General features: G+C 63.5%; 16 protein-coding genes and 1 tRNA gene. 11 read left to right on the top strand and 6 right to left on the bottom strand.

Going from position 1 to position 16,616, the window contains the following annotated elements:
• The first annotated feature begins 138 nt into the window (after nucleotides 1–138).
• The 8 genes from NKH03_RS16650 to NKH03_RS16615 all read left to right on the top strand — a co-directional run bounded on the left by NKH03_RS16650 (nucleotide 139) and on the right by NKH03_RS16615 (nucleotide 8,363).
• Nucleotides 139–1,329, top strand: a complete 1,191-nt coding sequence (locus NKH03_RS16650; protein ID WP_352969299.1) for a M24 family metallopeptidase — start codon at nucleotides 139–141, stop codon at nucleotides 1,327–1,329.
• A gap of 79 nt (nucleotides 1,330–1,408) precedes the next feature.
• Complete coding sequence (locus NKH03_RS16645; protein WP_352864539.1) at nucleotides 1,409–2,557, top strand: M24 family metallopeptidase; 1,149 nt, start codon at nucleotides 1,409–1,411, stop codon at nucleotides 2,555–2,557.
• A gap of 12 nt (nucleotides 2,558–2,569) precedes the next feature.
• Nucleotides 2,570–3,826 carry a sarcosine oxidase subunit beta family protein gene (locus NKH03_RS16640; protein ID WP_352969297.1) on the top strand — a complete coding sequence of 419 codons (1,257 nt, stop codon included), beginning with the start codon at nucleotides 2,570–2,572 and terminating at the stop codon, nucleotides 3,824–3,826.
• A gap of 14 nt (nucleotides 3,827–3,840) precedes the next feature.
• Nucleotides 3,841–4,107, top strand: a complete 267-nt coding sequence (locus tag NKH03_RS16635; protein WP_352969295.1) for a sarcosine oxidase subunit delta — start codon at nucleotides 3,841–3,843, stop codon at nucleotides 4,105–4,107.
• A complete protein-coding gene (locus NKH03_RS16630; protein WP_352969293.1) occupies nucleotides 4,104–7,058 on the top strand; it encodes a sarcosine oxidase subunit alpha family protein in 2,955 nt (984 codons plus the stop codon). The genes NKH03_RS16635 and NKH03_RS16630 overlap by 4 nt, the downstream gene beginning before the upstream one ends.
• Nucleotides 7,051–7,542: a sarcosine oxidase subunit gamma family protein gene (locus NKH03_RS16625; RefSeq protein ID WP_352969292.1), complete on the top strand. Its 492-nt coding sequence runs from the start codon at nucleotides 7,051–7,053 to the stop codon at nucleotides 7,540–7,542. Before NKH03_RS16630 ends, NKH03_RS16625 begins: the two co-directional genes overlap by 8 nt.
• 246 nt (nucleotides 7,543–7,788) lie before the next feature.
• On the top strand, nucleotides 7,789–8,094 hold the full coding sequence (locus NKH03_RS16620) for a DUF1236 domain-containing protein (RefSeq protein ID WP_352864527.1): 306 nt from the start codon (nucleotides 7,789–7,791) through the stop codon (nucleotides 8,092–8,094).
• Nucleotides 8,095–8,156: 62 nt separating this feature from the next.
• The gene (locus NKH03_RS16615; protein WP_352627145.1) at nucleotides 8,157–8,363 is read left to right on the top strand and encodes a hypothetical protein; all 207 of its coding nucleotides are present in this window, start codon (nucleotides 8,157–8,159) and stop codon (nucleotides 8,361–8,363) included.
• Between the two features lie 68 nt (nucleotides 8,364–8,431).
• Here the strand turns inward: NKH03_RS16615 and NKH03_RS16610 are convergent, their stop codons facing one another.
• Entirely contained in the window at nucleotides 8,432–9,187 is a 756-nt protein-coding gene (locus NKH03_RS16610) for an NYN domain-containing protein (RefSeq protein WP_352881187.1), read from the bottom strand.
• A 202-nt stretch (nucleotides 9,188–9,389) separates the two neighbouring features.
• On the opposite strand from NKH03_RS16610, the gene NKH03_RS16605 reads away from it, so the two are divergent.
• Nucleotides 9,390–9,572 (top strand): hypothetical protein, encoded by a 183-nt coding sequence (locus tag NKH03_RS16605; RefSeq protein ID WP_352969290.1) that lies wholly within the window; start codon nucleotides 9,390–9,392, stop codon nucleotides 9,570–9,572.
• Between the two features lie 133 nt (nucleotides 9,573–9,705).
• Here the strand turns inward: NKH03_RS16605 and NKH03_RS16600 are convergent.
• A tRNA-Tyr gene (locus NKH03_RS16600) sits at nucleotides 9,706–9,790 on the bottom strand.
• Nucleotides 9,791–9,992: 202 nt separating this feature from the next.
• Here NKH03_RS16600 and NKH03_RS16595 point away from each other — a divergent pair.
• On the top strand, nucleotides 9,993–10,850 hold the full coding sequence (locus NKH03_RS16595; RefSeq protein ID WP_352969288.1) for a TrmH family RNA methyltransferase: 858 nt from the start codon (nucleotides 9,993–9,995) through the stop codon (nucleotides 10,848–10,850).
• Between the two features lie 102 nt (nucleotides 10,851–10,952).
• On the opposite strand, the gene NKH03_RS16590 is transcribed toward NKH03_RS16595, so the two are convergent.
• From NKH03_RS16590 to gcl, 3 genes are all read right to left on the bottom strand, one after another.
• Nucleotides 10,953–11,837: a 2-hydroxy-3-oxopropionate reductase gene (locus tag NKH03_RS16590; protein ID WP_352969286.1), complete on the bottom strand. Its 885-nt coding sequence runs from the start codon at nucleotides 11,835–11,837 to the stop codon at nucleotides 10,953–10,955.
• Between the two features lie 228 nt (nucleotides 11,838–12,065).
• Nucleotides 12,066–12,863 carry a 2-oxo-tetronate isomerase gene (gene otnI, locus NKH03_RS16585; RefSeq protein ID WP_352969284.1) on the bottom strand — a complete coding sequence of 266 codons (798 nt, stop codon included), beginning with the start codon at nucleotides 12,861–12,863 and terminating at the stop codon, nucleotides 12,066–12,068.
• Between the two features lie 13 nt (nucleotides 12,864–12,876).
• A complete protein-coding gene (gene gcl / locus NKH03_RS16580; protein WP_352864515.1) occupies nucleotides 12,877–14,658 on the bottom strand; it encodes a glyoxylate carboligase in 1,782 nt (593 codons plus the stop codon).
• A 214-nt stretch (nucleotides 14,659–14,872) separates the two neighbouring features.
• On the opposite strand from gcl, the gene bhcR reads away from it, so the two are divergent.
• A complete protein-coding gene (gene bhcR, locus NKH03_RS16575) occupies nucleotides 14,873–15,694 on the top strand; it encodes an HTH-type transcriptional regulator BhcR (RefSeq protein WP_352969283.1) in 822 nt (273 codons plus the stop codon).
• A gap of 399 nt (nucleotides 15,695–16,093) precedes the next feature.
• Here bhcR and NKH03_RS16570 read toward each other — a convergent pair whose 3' ends face one another.
• Complete coding sequence (locus tag NKH03_RS16570; RefSeq protein WP_352864510.1) at nucleotides 16,094–16,402, bottom strand: BA14K family protein; 309 nt, start codon at nucleotides 16,400–16,402, stop codon at nucleotides 16,094–16,096.
• Nucleotides 16,403–16,616: the final 214 nt, after the last annotated feature.

Genomic DNA, 16,616 nt, shown 5'->3' with positions numbered 1-16,616 from the left:
ACTGCCCTAGACATTGTGCAAGCCAAGACACAGACACCTTTGAAAATTCGACATTCATACAACAAGCTCCTATCAAGTTGTGCACAATTTAGGCAATTTTGCCCATCGCAAGGCATATCCAGGAGGCAGGGCATTCAGGTGGCGAGCACGAACCATTTCGGGGCATTCACGCAGGCGGAATATGCGCAGCGCTTGGCTGGCGTGAAGGCACGCATGGAACAGGCTGGCTTCGACCTCATCGTCTGTCAGGATCCCGCCAACATGTGCTGGCTGACCGGCTATGACGGATGGTCGTTTTATGTTCCGCAGTGCGTGCTCATCCATCTGGAGGAGGACCGGCCGATCTGGTTCGGCAGGGCTCAAGATGCCCGCAGCGCGCGCCTGACCACTGGCCTACCGGAGAAAAACATCGTGCCGTTCTCGGAACGGCTGGTGCAGCAGCCCGTCGAACATCCCTATGACGAGCTCGCCCAGCTGATCCGCTCGCGCGGCTGGGGAACCGCTCGCATCGGTGTCGAGATGGACGCGCATTACTACACCGCGCGCTGCCACGCCCATCTCACCCAAGGATTGCCTGACGCGCACTTCGCCAACAACCACGATCTCGTCAATTGGGCGCGGCTGGTCAAATCCGAAGCCGAACTGGCGCTGATCCGCGAGGCCGGTGCGATCTGCACCCATGCCATGAACCGCGCCATCGACAAGATGCGGCCCGGCGTTCCCCAGAACCACGTCATCGCCGAGATCTATCACGCGCACATCATGGGCGTGCCCGGAGCCGGCGGCGACTATGCCGCGATCTGTCCGCTGATGCCCGTTGGCGAGGGCACCAGCACGCCGCATCTGACCTGGTCCGACGCGCCGCTGCCGGACAGTGGCCTTGCGATCCTGGAGATTGCCGGCGTGCGCCGCCGCTATCACGCGGCGCTGACGCGCACCGTGCATTTCGGCAAGCCGCCGGCGGCCATCCTCGATATGGCCAGGGCAATCGTCGAGGGCGTCGACGCCGGTCTCGAAAAGGCCCGGCCCGGCAACAGCGCCGAAGAAGTGGAAGCGGCGTGGCAGGCTGTCTTGCGCAAGAACGGGCTGAAGAAAGAAAGCCGCGTCGGCTATCCGGTCGGGCTGGCATACCCGCCCGATTGGGGCGAACGCACCGCAAGCCTTCGTCCTGGCGACACCACCGAAATGCAATCCGGCATGTGCTTCCACTTCATGGCCGGCGTTTGGCTCGACGATTTCGGCATCGCCATCTCGGAATCCTTCGTCGTCACGGATCGCGGCGGGGAACGCCTCTGCGACGTGGCGCGCGAACTCATCGTCATCGACTGACCATGGCGCGCGGGAAGCCGGACCTGTTGAGAGACCCTGCCCGCAACGAAGCCGGCAGCAGCAAGCACGAGGATGCCTGATGGACCGCAATCCCTTTTCCGAAGCCGAAATCGCCGGCCGTCTTGCAAGGATCCGTGCGGCACTGGCCGAGCGCGAACTCGACGCGGCGGTCTTCGCTTCGCCGGAGAACGTCTTCTACCTCACCGGGCTCGATCACTGGGGATATTTTGCCCCTCACCTGCTGATCGTCCCGCTCGAAGGCAAGCCCGTTCTGGTTACCCGTTCGATGGAAAGGGTGACGATCGAGAAGCAGGTGACGGCAGCGGAGTTCCGTGGCCATTCCGACAGTGAAACGGCGGCGGATCTTGCCGCGCGGGTCCTCGCGGAACTCGGCTTGTCCGGTAGGCGGATCGGTCTCGAATATTGGACGGCGGGGCTCAGCCACGGGCTTGCCGTGGCGCTGCAGACGCAGGTGGATGCCAGATGGAGCGACGTCTCCGGTCTGGTCGACAGGATGCGGCGGGTGAAGAGCGCCGAGGAACAGGCCCTGATGCGGCAAGCCGCAAAGGTAACCGACGCCGCCGCCGGGGCCGCGATCGCGGCGATCTCGGACGGTGCCACCGAGCAGGAGGTCGCCGCCCAATGTGTTTCGGCGATGATCCGCGCCGGTGGCCATGCGCCGGGCTTCGGCCCGTTTATCCGCCCGGCCGCGCGGCTTGGCGAGGAGCATACGACCTGGGGCGACGGAATCTATCGCACGGGCGAGCCGGTCTTCGTCGAACTGTCCGGCTGCATCTCGCGCTACCACGCGCCGCTCGGCCGGCTCGTTCGCATCGGCCACATCAGCGACGAAGACGCCGCAATGGCTGAAGTGACCGCCAAGGCGTTCGACGCGGTCGTCAAGGCGCTGCGGCCCGGGGCCAAGGCGCGCGATGTCTACGCCGCCTGGCAGGCCGTCGCCGACGAGGCCGGCCTTGCCCACTATCGCCGCCATCACTGCGGCTATCTTGTCGGCGCCGGCCAGCCGCCATCATGGACCGGCGGCAATTCGGTGACCGGGCTGCGGCACGATTCCGATCTCGAGATCGAGACCGGGATGAGCTTCCACATCCTGTCCTGGCTGATGGGCACCGGCCGTGGCGATGACTTCATCTCCAACACCGTGCTGTTGACCGATGCGGGCGCCGAAGTGCTGACCCGCACGCCGACCGGCCCGATCGTTCGATAGGCCTCCCTACGCATGGCACGCTACTCGGCATTCTCGATTTTCCGCAATGCGCTGTCCGGCCAGAAGAACTGGCAGCGCGCCTGGCGGGCGGCGGAGCCCAAACCGTCCTACGATGTGATCGTCATCGGCGGCGGCGGCCACGGCCTCGCCACCGCTTTCTACCTCGCCGAAAACCATGGCATCCGCAATGTCGCCGTGCTCGAAAAAGGCTACATCGGTGGCGGCAATGTCGGCCGCAACACCACCGTCATCCGCTCCAACTACCTGCTCGACGGCAACACCCAGTTCTACGAATTCTCAATGAAGCTCTGGGAGGGCATGTCGCGCGCGCTGAACTTCAACGTCATGTTTTCGCAGCGCGGCCAGCTCGTCACCGCGCATTCGGCCGATCAGCTCGACGGCTTCGGCCACCGCGCCAACATCATGCGGCTGAACGGTATCGACGCCGACATCCTCGATCGTGACGACGTGCGCCGGCTGGTGCCTTATCTCGATTTTTCCGACACGGCCCGCTTTCCGATCCATGGCGCCATCTTCCAGGGCCGCGCGGGCACGGCGCGGCACGACGCCGTCGCCTGGGGCTATGCGCGCGCCGCCGATGGCCATGGCATCGACATCATCCAGAACTGCGAGGTGACGGACTTCATTCGCGATGGCGAACGGATCGTCGGCGTCGAGACGACGAAAGGCCGGATCAGCGCCGGCAAGGTCGGCCTCGCCGTTGCCGGCCATACATCCGTGCTCGGTGCCAAGGCCGGCCTTGATCTGCCGATCGAAAGCCATGTCCTGCAGGCCTTCGTCACCGAACCGTTGAAGCCGCTGGTCGACCATGTCGTCGCCTACGGCGCCGATCATTTCTATGTCAGCCAGTCGGATAAGGGCGGGCTGGTCTTCGGCGGCAATCTCGACGGCTACAATTCCTACGCCCAGCGGGGCAATCTCGGCGTCGTGCGCGAGGTGGCCGAGGCGGCGATCGCCTTGATGCCGTGCATCTCGCGCATCCGTCTGCTGCGTCATTGGGGCGGCGTCATGGACATGACCCCGGATGCCAGCCCGATCATCTGCCCGACGCAGATCGACGGTCTCTATCTCAACGGAGGCTGGTGCTATGGCGGCTTCAAGGCGACGCCGGCTTCCGGCTGGTGCTTCGCCCACACGATCGCCACCGGCAAGCCGCATCCGTTGATCGCGGGCTACGGGCTCGACCGTTTCCGGACCGGCCATACGCTGGACGAAGCCGGCGTCGGTCCCTCCGCCTGGCTGCAATAGGAGGCGGGAAAAAAATGCTGCGCATCGAATGCCCTTGCTGCGGTCCGCGCGACCATGACGAGTTCCGCTATGGCGGCGATGCTTCCGTCCGGCGTCCGGCCCATGACGATCCCGATCCGGAGGCCTGGTATGCCTATGTCTATGTCCGGGAAAATCCGGCAGGCCTCCACCGCGAATTCTGGCAGCACGTGATCGGCTGCCGCCAGTGGCTGGTGGTCGAGCGCGACACGCGCAACCACGTCGTTTCTTCGGTCACCTTCGCCAGGACATCGCAAGAATGAACGTCCAGAACAAGCGGCTACCAGGCGGCGGTCGCATCGACCGCTCTTATCCCGTCGAATTCAGCTTCGACGGCCAAAAGATGGCCGGATATCGTGGTGACACGCTCGCATCCGCGCTGCTTGCCAACGGTGCCACCCTGGTCGGGCGCAGCTTCAAATATCATCGTCCGCGTGGCATTCTTTCCGCCGGGCCGGAGGAGCCGAACGCACTGGTCACGCTGGGGACAGCGGGCAGGCGCGAGCCGAACTTGCCGGCGACGACGCTGGAGCTTGACGACGGCATGGTCGCGGAAAGCCAGAACCGCTGGCCGTCGCTCGCCTTCGACGTGCAAAGCGTCAATGGCCTGTTCGCGCCGTTTCTTTCGGCCGGCTTCTACTACAAGACCTTCATGGGCCCGACGCGGCGCGCCTGGAAGGTCTACGAGCACTCCATTCGCAAGGCGGCTGGCCTCGGCAGAGCCGGCACCGAGCCGGATCCCGATCGCTACGTCGTCCGTCATGCCTTTGCCGATATCGCAATTGTCGGTGGTGGTCCGGCCGGGTTGTCGGCGGCACGGGCAGCCGCCGCGGCCGGCGCGCGGGTCACGCTGATCGAGCAGGATTTCCTTCTCGGTGGTCAGCTTCTGGCTGAACGGTCCGACGGCACGGCGGCCTCATGGTTGAGCCAGGTCGAAGCCGAACTGAAAAGCTTCGAGACCGTCACGTTGATGAAGCGGACCAGCGCTTTCGGTATCTATGACGGCGATGTCATAGGCCTGGTCGAACAACGCGACCAGGTCGGCCCGCCGCGAACCGGCGAAGCTCGGCAAACAGTCACCATGCTTCGCGCCCGCTCGATCGTTTTCGCCACCGGCGCCATCGAGCGTCCGATGGTGTTTGCGAATAACGACCGGCCCGGCGTCATGCTTGCCTCGGCCGCCCGGACCTACCTCAACCGCTTCGCCCTTCTGCCGGGCAGGAAAGTCATCGTCACTGCTGCCGATGACAGCGCCTGGCGCACCGCCTTCGACTACGCCGCAGCCGGCGCGGAGGTGACGGTAGCCGATCCGCGCGCCGCACCGCCCACAGCACTTGTCGCGGAAGCCGCACGGCTCGGCGTCACGATGCGAGTCGCGACACGCATTGTCGACCTGCATGGCGGCCGTGCCGTCAGGGGCGCGACACTCGCCGGACCGGACGGCCAATCCGAGGCCGCCTGCGATCTGGTCTGCATGTCCGGCGGATGGTCGCCGACCGTGCACCTGACTTCGCATCTGGGCATCAAGCCTCGATATCGCGAAGACATCGACGGCTTCGTGCCAGGCGCCTTTCCAGCCAACCGGTTCGGCGCCGGCGCGATGATGGGAAACTATGCGGCGGCCGACGCCATCCAGGATGGTCATCGCGCCGGCATCGAAGCGGCATCCTTCTGTGGCAAATCGGCGCCGGCACCAGCTCCTTCAAAGCTCGATCTGGGCGAAACCGTCACGACCATGCTTCGCGACGTCCCGTCCGCCCAACGCGGAAAAGCCTTTGTCGATTTCCAGATGGACGTGACGACAAAGGACATCGAACTCGCCCATCGCGAAGGCTATGAATCGGTTGAGCACCTGAAACGCTACACAACGCTCGGCATGGGTACCGACCAGGGCAAGACCAGCAATTTCCAGGCGCTTTCGGCGATGGCCGCCCTGCGTCGCTCAACGGTTCCCGAGACCGGCACCACGACCTTCCGCCCGCCCTTCACGCCGGTCGCCATCGGTGCGCTTGCCGGCCGCGCCACCGGCCATCATTTCAAGCCATTCCGCCGCACGCCGATGCACGACTGGCATCTGGCGAACGGCGCCGACATGCTGGAAGTCGGCCTCTGGATGCGGCCCTGGTTTTACAATCAGTCCGGCGCCGATGTGAACGAAGCCTACGTCGCCGAAATGCGCAATGTGCGCCAGGCCGCTGGCCTGATGGACATCTCCACCCTCGGCAAGATCGACGTCCAGGGTCCGGACGCCGCCACGTTCCTCGACCGTGTCTACGCCAATGGCTTCGCCAAGCTGCAAGTCGGCCGTGCCCGCTACGGCGTCATGCTGCGCGACGACGGCATTGTCTTCGACGACGGCACCACGACGCGGCTGGCGGAAAACCGGTTCTTCATGACCACGTCGACCGCCAAGGCCGCCGACGTGCTGTCGCGGCTGGAGTTCCTGCTCGACGCCGCATGGCCGGAACTGCGCGTCGCCGTCACCTCGGTGAGCGATGAATGGGCGGCGATGTCCGTCGCCGGACCGAAGAGCCGCGCGATCCTGGCGGCGGCGTTTCCGTCGCTCGACGTTTCGAACGAAGCGCTGCCGCATATGGGCGCGCAAGAGAGGGAATGGAAAGGTCGAGCGCTGCGCATCCTGCGCCTCAGCTATTCAGGCGAGCGGGCTTATGAAATCTATGTCGGCGCAACTGCCGGTGAACGGCTCTGGAGCCACTTGCTCGAAGCCGGCAGGCCGTTCGACCTGAAGCCCTACGGCGTCGAGGCACTTGGTGCGCTGCGTGTCGAGAAGGGCCACGTCGCGGGGCCCGAAATCGATGGGCGCACGACGCTCGACGATCTCGGCCTTGGCCGCATGGTCGGCAAGCGCAGCGGCTTCGTTGGCGATGTGCTGCGGCGGCGCCCTGCTCTGCTGGCGCCTGACCGGCAACGCCTGGTCGGGCTGGAATGCATCGAGGACGGAAAGCGCCTGCGCGGTGGCGCCATACTGTTCCTGCCAGGCGAGAAAGCTCACGGCCACGGAAGCGGGCGCATCACCTCCGTCACCTTCAGCCCCGAACGCGGCCGCTATGTTGGGCTGGCGCTGCTTGCCGGCGATGTCGCGACAGAGGGAAGCGAGGTCGTGGCCGTCTATCCCATGAAGGCCGAAACGGTGCGTGCCCGCATCGTCTCGCCGGTATTCCTCGATCCGCAAGGAGAACGGCTGCATGGCTAGCCCGGATTTCAGCCTGTCCGTGGCCGATTGCCCGCTCATCCAGGTCGAGGCATGGGACGGAACGCTGGGCCAATTCGAATCGAGCCTCTCGGCAGCGCTCGGCACAGGACTCCCCGCCTCGGTCGGAGAGACGGTTCGTCACAAGAACCTTCTCATCATCCGCGTTGCACCGCGCCGTCTCTGGCTTGCGCTCGACGATGGGGCGCAAGCGCCGTCCCTTGCCATAGATCCGGATCTCGGCTGTTCGGTTTGCCTTGGCGAAGGTCGCGTGCGGTTCAGCCTGGCCGGGGCCGACATCGCAAGCGTTCTCTCCACCTGCATCGCCGTCGACTGGCATGCGCCGACCAGCGCTCCGGGCCGGGCCGTGCAGACATCCTTCCACCATGTGCCGGTACTCTTGCTTCGAACCGGCGAGACCTCGTGCGATCTCGTCGCGCCGCGAAGCTTCGCCCGCAGCCTCCATGATTGGCTCGCCGACGGCTAGGCTGAATACTGCCCCAGAAATCCCATTATACGAATCCGACGCCGCCGCGCCGGCTTGGTCACGCGACTTCACGCGTCACAACCCGATTCATGTCGGCTGCTTCGCCCGGCCGCTACGGTGCCTCAACAGCCGGTCAATTAGTCGTCGCTCATGGAACAAGAGAGCTCGGTGAACGTTGAAAAGAAGGGTTCGCCGTTTGCCAAGCAATGAACGGCGGATCTTCCCTTCCAGGAATAGGAGAAGACGATGAGAAGTCATCTGATTCCTGCCGCCGCCGGGCTTATTCTGCTCGCCGGCATCGGCGTGGCCATCGCGGACGAGGTGATTATCACGCCCGAACAGCAGACGGTCATCCGCGAATATGTGCACAAGCATCCGCTGGCATCGATCAATCTTCTCGGGTTGGAACTCAGTGTCGGTTCCGCTTTGCCCGACACGGTCGAACTTCGGTCGATCGATGTTCCCGATGTCAAATACAAATATGTCGTCGTCGGCGATCACACAGTGCTGGTCGACCCGGGCACACGCAAGATTGTGAAGGTTATTGACTGACGGCAAGCCCGCCGTTCCTCGAGACAGCAGGCGTACCGCCCGATAGGAAAGGAGCCAGTTCAATGTTGCCGCATGTTGAGACGTGCGACGTGGCCGCGGCTGTCGACCAACTCCTGAACGAGCGATGCAACGCGTTGCTGTCGATGAAGGCAGCAATCGCCGCGCTGCGGGAACGTACGGGGACGGAGCGCTCGGACGCGGATCTGGAAGGACTGATCACCAAGAAGGCGGCGCTCTTCGGCGTCGCGGTGCTGTCCGACAGGGATTGAAGGCGAAAGCGCCGTTGGCACGGGCGGCGGCGCTTCGTTGCGAACGAACGATCGACCACAACACCCGCTTATCGGCGAGCTTTCGACCTCGCCTGCCTGGCTGCCGCCGGCTTTATACGAATTCGCAACGATCCACCTTCGGGATGGTCAATCTCGAAAGAATTCGTTTTCCGCACGAGATCACTTAGTTTCCTAAACCCGAAGGTTCGCGGATCGAAGTCCGAGGCCAGGTTGGCGAGTTGCGTGCCGACAGCACCGAGTGGGACCCAACCGTCCTCGCTCTCCATCTGCGCGATGACTTTCGAAATGATAGGCGTAGCGGCGCTGGGAGACTGAAGCGGGTTCGCGGCCCGGCTTGTGTCCCCGCTATTGGCATGCGTCGTTGCAAGCAGGTTCTCCGTGTAGACGAATTTGCGGCAGGCCTGGCGAAAACTCTCCGGGGTCTTCTGCTCGCCGAAGCCAAACACGTCGATCCCCTGCTCGCGGATACGTGCCGCGAGACGAGTGAAATCGCTATCCGACGAAACCAGGCAGAAACCGTCGAAGCGGCCGCTGTGAAGCAGGTCCATTGCATCGATCACCAGGGTGATGTCCGATGCATTCTTTCCCGTTGTGTAGGCAAACTGTTGTTGTGGGATGATGGCATGCTTCGAGAGGATGTCGGCCCAGCCTTTGGAACGGACACCGGAGAAGTCGCCATATATGCGGCGGACGCTTGCCTCGCCGAGCTTGGCGATCTCTTCGAACAGGCCATCCGCGATCTTGGACGACGCGTTGTCGGCGTCAATGAGAACAGCGAGACGAGGAGAACGGATCTCAGGCATTGAATTTCTCCTGCACATAAGGCCTTCATGTCGATCCTGTGGCGTGGACCGGAGGCTCTTCATTCTCGTCGGGATTGGGCAGAGTCGGGATCCCGCATGGCCGGTGGTCGCGACGAGGCATCGGCGCTCGCGTTTTGCAGATCTTTCGGAACCTGTCCGATTTTCAAGCCGTTGTCTTGGACAGCGATCGAGGAGAACCGCCATGAAGGACAAGGCAGCAGATTCCGACCACACCTTGCCGCAGGTTGCCATCGACGACCGGGTGCGACAGCTGGCCGTCACGGCCGATTTGCCGTCAAACCAGGCCCGCGAACTGGTGCGCCGTCACGGCAACGATCCCAGGAAGCTCGAAGAGCTGGCGAAGTCGATCAACGCAGCGAACTGAACCCTGTCGGATTGAAGCTGGCGATCCGCGGCTTTCAGTGAAGTATCGGATTTCAGGAAGTGCGGGCCAACCCGAAAAGCGCCACGCACTTTTCGGTTCGATGCTTCGCGTTTCAGGGCTTCCGGGCCGGCAGTGGTGGAGAGGGTTGGATTTGAACCAACGTAGGCATAGCCAACGGATTTACAGTCCGTCCCCTTTAACCACTCGGGCACCTCTCCAGTCTGCCGCCGGAGCCATGCAACGAGGCATCAACGCGTCGTGACCGCCTCAGCAGCCTTCCGCGAAGCGCCTTATGGCGGCACCGCCCAAAACTGTCAACCGCAAGATCCCGTCAAAACGCGCTGAATTTCGTCCGCCATCCGGCAAGCCGTTCGATGCGGCAGTATCCATTGCCGCGCGACACGGTTATAGAAGCCGGTTATGAGCAACGACAGCAATTCCAAGACGCCCAAAGACACCCACTACGCCAAGCTGCGCCGCGCCTATCGCGACGAGAAAAGCGGCGGCGCGCCGGTGTTCAGGCCCCGACAGCCGGTTCCGCCGGGCGAAAATGCCGCGGACGGCCTGGTGCGGCTCTATGGCTTGCACACGGTGCGGGCGGCACTCGACAATCCGCGCCGCAAGATCCGGAAGATGCTGGTGACGCGCAATGCGGCCGAACGGCTGGAAATCGCCGATCTCGCCGCCCTGCCCTTCAAGGCGGAACTGGTCGAGCCCAGGGACATCGACAAGATCACCGGCTCGGACGCCGTGCATCAGGGTGTGCTGATCGAGGCCGAGCCGCTGAGACCGATGCGGCTTGATGCACTTGGTGATGCCAAGCTGGTGCTGGTGCTCGACCAGGTCACCGACCCGCACAATGTCGGCGCCATCCTGCGCTCGGCGGTCGCCTTCGGCGCCGGCGCGCTGATCACCACGGCGCGCCACAGCCCGCAGGAATCGGGCGTGCTGGCGAAATCCGCCTCCGGCGCGCTGGAGCACATCGACCAGATCGAGGTGAAGAACCTCGCCGACGCGCTCGGCCAGCTGCACGAAGCCGGCTTCCGCACCATCGGCCTTGATTCGGACGGCCCAGCGGAACTCGAAAAGAGCTTTGCCGGAGAAAAGATCGCCCTGGTGCTGGGCGCCGAAGGCAAGGGGCTGCGCCAGAAGACGCGCGAGACGGTGACGACGCTGGCGCGGCTCGACATGCCCGGCCCGATCCATTCGCTCAACGTATCGAATGCCGCGGCGATCAGTCTCTATGTGGCGCGGAAGTTCTTAGCGAGTAGCGAGTAGCGAGTAGCGAGTAGCGAGTAGCGAGTAGCGAGTAGCGAAAGTCGAATCCCGGCTATCCGTGGCTGCAATCCCTATTCGCTATTCCCTACTCGCTATTCGCTTCTAACCTACCTCATGCGCGGCCATCCGCTCCAGCGCCCTGACCAGAGCCGAATGATCTTCCCTGGCGCCCCCATTGGCGGCGCAGGAGTTGAACAGCTGCTGGGTCGTCGAGGTGTTGGGCAGCGACACGCCGAGCGCTTTGGCGCCCTCCAGCGCCAGGTTCAAATCCTTCTGGTGCAGTTCGATGCGGAAGCCCGGCGCGAAGGTGCGCTTGACCATGCGCTCGCCATGCACTTCCAGAATGCGCGAGGCCGCCAGCCCGCCCATCAGCGCCTGCCTGACCTTAGCCGGATCGGCGCCGGCTTTTGAAGCAAAAACAAGCGCTTCGGCGACAGCTTCAATGGTCAGCGCGACGACGATCTGGTTGGCCACCTTGGTGGTCTGGCCGACGCCGTTCGGGCCGACCAGCGTGATGTTCTTGCCCATCTTCTCGAAGACAGGTTTTGCACGCTCGAACGGCTTTTCCTCGCCACCGACCATGATGGTCAGCGACGCCGCCTTGGCGCCGACTTCACCGCCCGAGACCGGCGCGTCGAGATAGTCGCAGCCCAGTTCGTTGATCTTCCTGGCGAACACCTTGGTCTCGATCGGCGAGATCGAGCTCATGTCGATGACCAGCTTGCCCTTCGACAGACCGGCCGCGACGCCGTTCTCGCCGAACAGCACGTCGGCCACCTGCGGGGTGTCCGGCACCATCAGGATGACGATGTCGGCGGCCTTGGCCACGGCGGCATGGCCGTTGGTGGTTTTTAGGCCCTTGGCGACGAGATCGGCAGGCGGCTTGGAGCGATGATCGCTGGCGATGACCTTATGGCCGGCGTCCAGCAGATGCCCCGCCATCGGCGCGCCCATGATGCCGAGGCCGATGAAACCGATGGTTTCCATTGTGGTTCTCCGTCTCTTGTTAGGCCGAGCTCTGTCACGCCCCCCTCTGTCCTGCCGGACATCTCCCCCACAAGGGGGGAGATTGGATGTCATCGCTGCCTTCGCCAATTTTCGAGCGTCAGAAAATCGAAGGCCGGCGCCGAAGCTGCCGATCTCCCCACCCGTGGGGGAGATGGCCGGCAGGCCAGAGGGGGGCGCGAAGGAACGCGACTTCTACTGCGATAGCCGCTATGCCGCCGCGCTGCCCTGCCCAGCCAATTCCCTGAACCAGCCCAAGCCAGCTTCCGTGCCGGCCTTCGGTTTGTATTCCGCCCCGATCCAGCCGGAATAGCCGATGCGGTCGATGTGCTCGTAGAGGAAGGGGTAGTTGATCTCGCCCGTCCCCGGCTCGTGACGGCCGGGATTGTCCGCAAGCTGGATATGCGCGATGCGGCTGAGGTTAGCCTCGATTGTACGGGCGAGATCCCCCTCCATGATCTGCATGTGATAAATGTCGTATTGCAGGAACAGGTTCTTCGAGCCGATACGGTCGATGAGATCAAGCGCCTGGTCGGAGTGTGTGAGGAAGAACCCCGGAATGTCGCGCGTGTTGATCGGCTCGATCAACAGCCTGATGCCGGCCTGCTCCAGCTTCTCCGCCGCGAAGGCGAGGTTTTCGGCAAAGACATCCTCCAGCACCTTGCGGTCGGCCCCCGCGGGCGCGATGCCGGCCAGGCAATTGACCTGCTGGCAGCCGAGAGCCTGCGCATAGGCGATCGCCTTGGCGATGCCCTGGCGGAATTCCGGCACGCGGTCCGGCAAAGCGGCAATGCCGCGCTCGCCCTTGCCCCAGTCGCCCGCCGGCAGGTTGAAAAGCACCTGGGTCAGGCCGTTCTTCTTCAACCGGGCTGCGACGACATCGGGCGCATGGTCATAGGGGCCGATATATTCGATGCCCTTGAAACCGGCGCGGGCGGCGGCATCGAAACGGTCGAGGAAATCATGCTCGCCAAAGAGCATCGAAAGGTTGGCTGAAAAACGCGGCATTCTTTCTCTCCTCTTAGTCGAGCATGACGATCGCGGTCGGCGCGTCTTCCTGATGCTCGGCAAGGTCCTCGAATTCGGTGATCTTGTCGATCTCGGTGCCCATGGAGATGTTGGTGACGCGTTCGAGGATGAATTCGAGCACGACCGGCACCCGGTGTTCTTTCATCAGCCGCTGGGCCTCCTTGAAGGCGGCGGCGAATTCCTCGGGCTTGCGCACTCTGACCGCCTTGCAGCCCATCGCTTCGGCGACCGCAACGTGGTCGACGCCATAGCCGGCCTCCGGATCGCCTGATCGGTTGATGTTCTCGAAGGCGAGATCGACCTCGAAATCCATCGAAAACCCGCGCTGCGCCTGGCGGATCAACCCGAGATAGGCGTTGTTCACGACGACATGGAGATAGGGCAGCTTGTGCTGCGCGCCAACGGCCAGTTCCTCGATCATGAACTGGAAATCATAGTCGCCAGACAGCGCCACGATGGTGCGGTCGGGATCGGCGGCGCGAACGCCAAGCGCCGCCGGCAAGGTCCAGCCGAGCGGGCCGGCCTGGCCGCAATTGATCCAGTTGCGCGGCTTGTAGACATGCAGGAACTGCGCGCCGGCGATCTGCGACAGGCCGATCGTTGTGACATAGGTGACGTCGCGGCCGAACGCCTTGTTCATCTCCTCGTAGACGCGCTGCGGCTTCAGCGGCACCTGGTCGAAATGTGTCTTGCGCTTCATCGTCTTCTTGCGAGCCTGGCACTCCTTCGCCCAGCCGGACCAATCGCGAAGCTTTCCGGCCGTCTTCCATTCGGTGGCGACGTCGAGCAGCATCTTCAGTGCCGCACCCGCATCCGACACGACGCCGAGGTCTGGCGCGAAGACGCGGCCGATCTGGGTGGGCTCGATGTCGACATGGACGAATTTTTTGCCCTTGGTGTAGACGTCGACCGAGCCGGTGTGACGGTTGGCCCAGCGGTTGCCAATGCCGAAGACGAAGTCGGCCTCCAGCATCGTCGCATTGCCATAGCGGTGCGAGGTCTGCAGCCCGCACATGCCGGCCATCAGCCGGTGGTCGTCGGGTATCGCGCCCCAGCCCATCAAGGTCGGGATGACCGGCACGCCTGAAATCTCGGCGAATTCGATGAGCAGATCCGACGCATCGGCGTTGATGATGCCGCCGCCGGCGACGATAAGCGGCTTTTCCGCGGCGTTGAGCATAGTCAGCGCCTTTTCGGCCTGCACGCGCGTCATGGCCGGCTTGAACGGCATCAGCGGCTCATAGGCATCGATGTCGAATTCAATCTCGGCCAGCTGAACGTCGACCGGCAGGTCGATCAGCACCGGGCCGGGCCGCGACGAGCGCATCAGATGAAATGCCTTCTGCAGCGCCATCGGCACCAGATAGGGCTCCATGACGGTGACTGCCCATTTGGCGACCGGCGCGGCAATGGCTGATATGTCGACGGCCTGGAAATCCTCCTTGTTCAGCCGCGCACGTGGCGCCTGGCCGGTTATGCACAGGATCGGAATGGAATCCGCGGCCGCCGAATAGAGCCCGGTGATCATGTCGGTGCCGGCCGGACCGGAGGTGCCGATGCACAGGCCGATATTGCCAGCCTTGGCGCGGGTATAGCCTTCCGCCATGTGCGAGGCGCCCTCGACGTGACGGGCAAGAACGTGGCGGATGGTGCCCCTCGCCTTCATCGCCGAATAGAACGGGTTGATCGCCGCGCCCGGCACGCCGAAAGCGCAGGAGATGCCTTCCTTTTCGAGAACGAGAACCGCGGCATCGACAGCGCGCATCCTGGCCATTTCCAGTCCTCCATAGGGTTTGTCGTTGTTGGCTTGGCCAAGGATGTCAGCAAGCAGGCTATTTTTCAATTTTTTCAGAATATTTTTTCATTTCTAGAATACGGCTCCTATCCCTTGATTTTATTGGATATTTTGTTTTCCAGGAATTCACCCCTTCGATCGGATGAAAAACTTTTTCATTGCCCGTTTGGCGAAATCGGCTGAGAATGGCGCCATGGAAACGACCGAAAAACGCCCCCGCGGCCGGCCGCGCGCTTTCAACGGGCCATCGGAGGCCAGTTCGGTGCAGTCGCTCGATCGGGCGCTGCGCATCCTGGCCATCGTCGCGGAGGGCAGCGGCCTCTCGCTGAGCGAGATATCGGCGCAGAGCGGCTTGGCCGCCTCGACCGCCTACCGCATGCTGACGACGCTGCAAAACCACGGCATGGTCGAATTCGACACCAGCGACCAGCTGTGGTCGATCGGCGTCGAGACCTACCGCATGGGCGCGGCGTTCCTGCGCCGCCGCAAACTGGTCGACCGCGCCCGCGTCGTCATGCAGGAGTTGATGGAGAGGTCAGGCGAGACCGCCAATCTCGGCGTCGCCGAGGATGATTGCGTCGTCTTCGTCAGCCAGGTCGAGACGCATCAGGCGATCCGCGCCTTCTTCCGGCCGGGCACGCGCAGCCCGTTCCATGCGTCCGGCATCGGCAAGGCGGTGCTGGCCCATCTCGAGCCGGAGCGCGTCGGAACCATCCTGCGCAAGGCCGGCCTGCAGCGCTTCACCGACAGGACGCTGTCCGACATTTCGGCGCTGGCCCACGATTTGGCACGAATCAAGCTGCGGGGCTGGTCGGTCGATGACGAAGAGCGGCACCCCGGCATGCGCTGCGTGGCGGCGGCTATCTTCAACGAATTCGGCGAGCCGATCGGTGGCGTGTCGGTCTCCGGGCCGACCGTGCGGGTGACGCCGGAACGGCTGGCCGAGATCGGGCCGCTGGTGCGCGACGCCGCGGCCGAGGTGACAAGGATGATCGGCGGGGTGAAGGCGATCTGATGATAGCGAGGCCTCTACAACCACGAAGGGCAACTTCACGTAGTCACGCGCCAAGATCACCACGCCGGACGCCGCGGGCCGCTTTGCGAGGCCGGCTGTCGGAGGCAGTCGCTTGAGGTTCGCGCTGCCCCTCATCTGCCTGCCGGCATCTTCTCCCCGTATAGTGACGGGGAGAAGGACGATGTCTAAACGATTTCGCCAATCTCCAACGCTGCGAAAAAGTGCGGAGTGCCGCGGCTAGCGTCCTTCTCCCTGTTTTACGGGGAGAAGATGCCGGCAGGCAGATGAGGGGCGGCGCCAACATTGCCTGTCGATCAATTCGACAAGAGCCTTGTCCCCAACAGCAAAAAGGGGCGGTGGGGACGCCCCTCTTCTGGCTGATTGAAACGCCACATCCTCTCAGAGACGGCAGTAGTGGCGGTAGCCGTCGTGACCGATATAGGTGTCGGAGTCGACGTCGTAGCTGGCGTAGCGATCGTAGCAGCGGCGGACGTGCCATGAGCCGCCGTCTTCGTCGACATAGACGGTCCGGGGCTGCTGGGAGAGCAGGCTGCCCAGCACGAAACCGCCGACGCCTGCGGCAATGCCGATGCCGATTTCGCGGTTGTGGTGATGGCTGTGGGCGGCCGAAGGCTGGACGGTGCCGAGCAGCGTGCTGGCGGCGACGGCGGTGGCGATGACGCCGGAAACGAGTGTGCGTGTGAACATGACGATCTCCTTGCTTCGTTGACCGAGGCGATCCATCCGCCTCTTGATCATCTGTCGTCGCGGCAAGGAAAAAGGTTCGAATCCTTTTTCGATTTTTCTGGAACGGCTTGGTTCGCCCGGCGAATTCGTGCTGGCGGCGAGTTCGAAAGGGGAAATCAGAAGGAGCGAATAGTGAGTAGCGAGTGGCGAGAAGGGAAAGCCAGGAACGCCACGT

Origin of the sequence: Mesorhizobium sp. M1406 (genome assembly GCF_040317555.1) — a bacterium.
Classification (GTDB): Bacteria; Pseudomonadota; Alphaproteobacteria; order Rhizobiales; family Rhizobiaceae; genus Mesorhizobium.
Note: the sequence above shows the minus strand (reverse complement) of the source record. Positions and strands in the feature narration are given on the sequence as shown.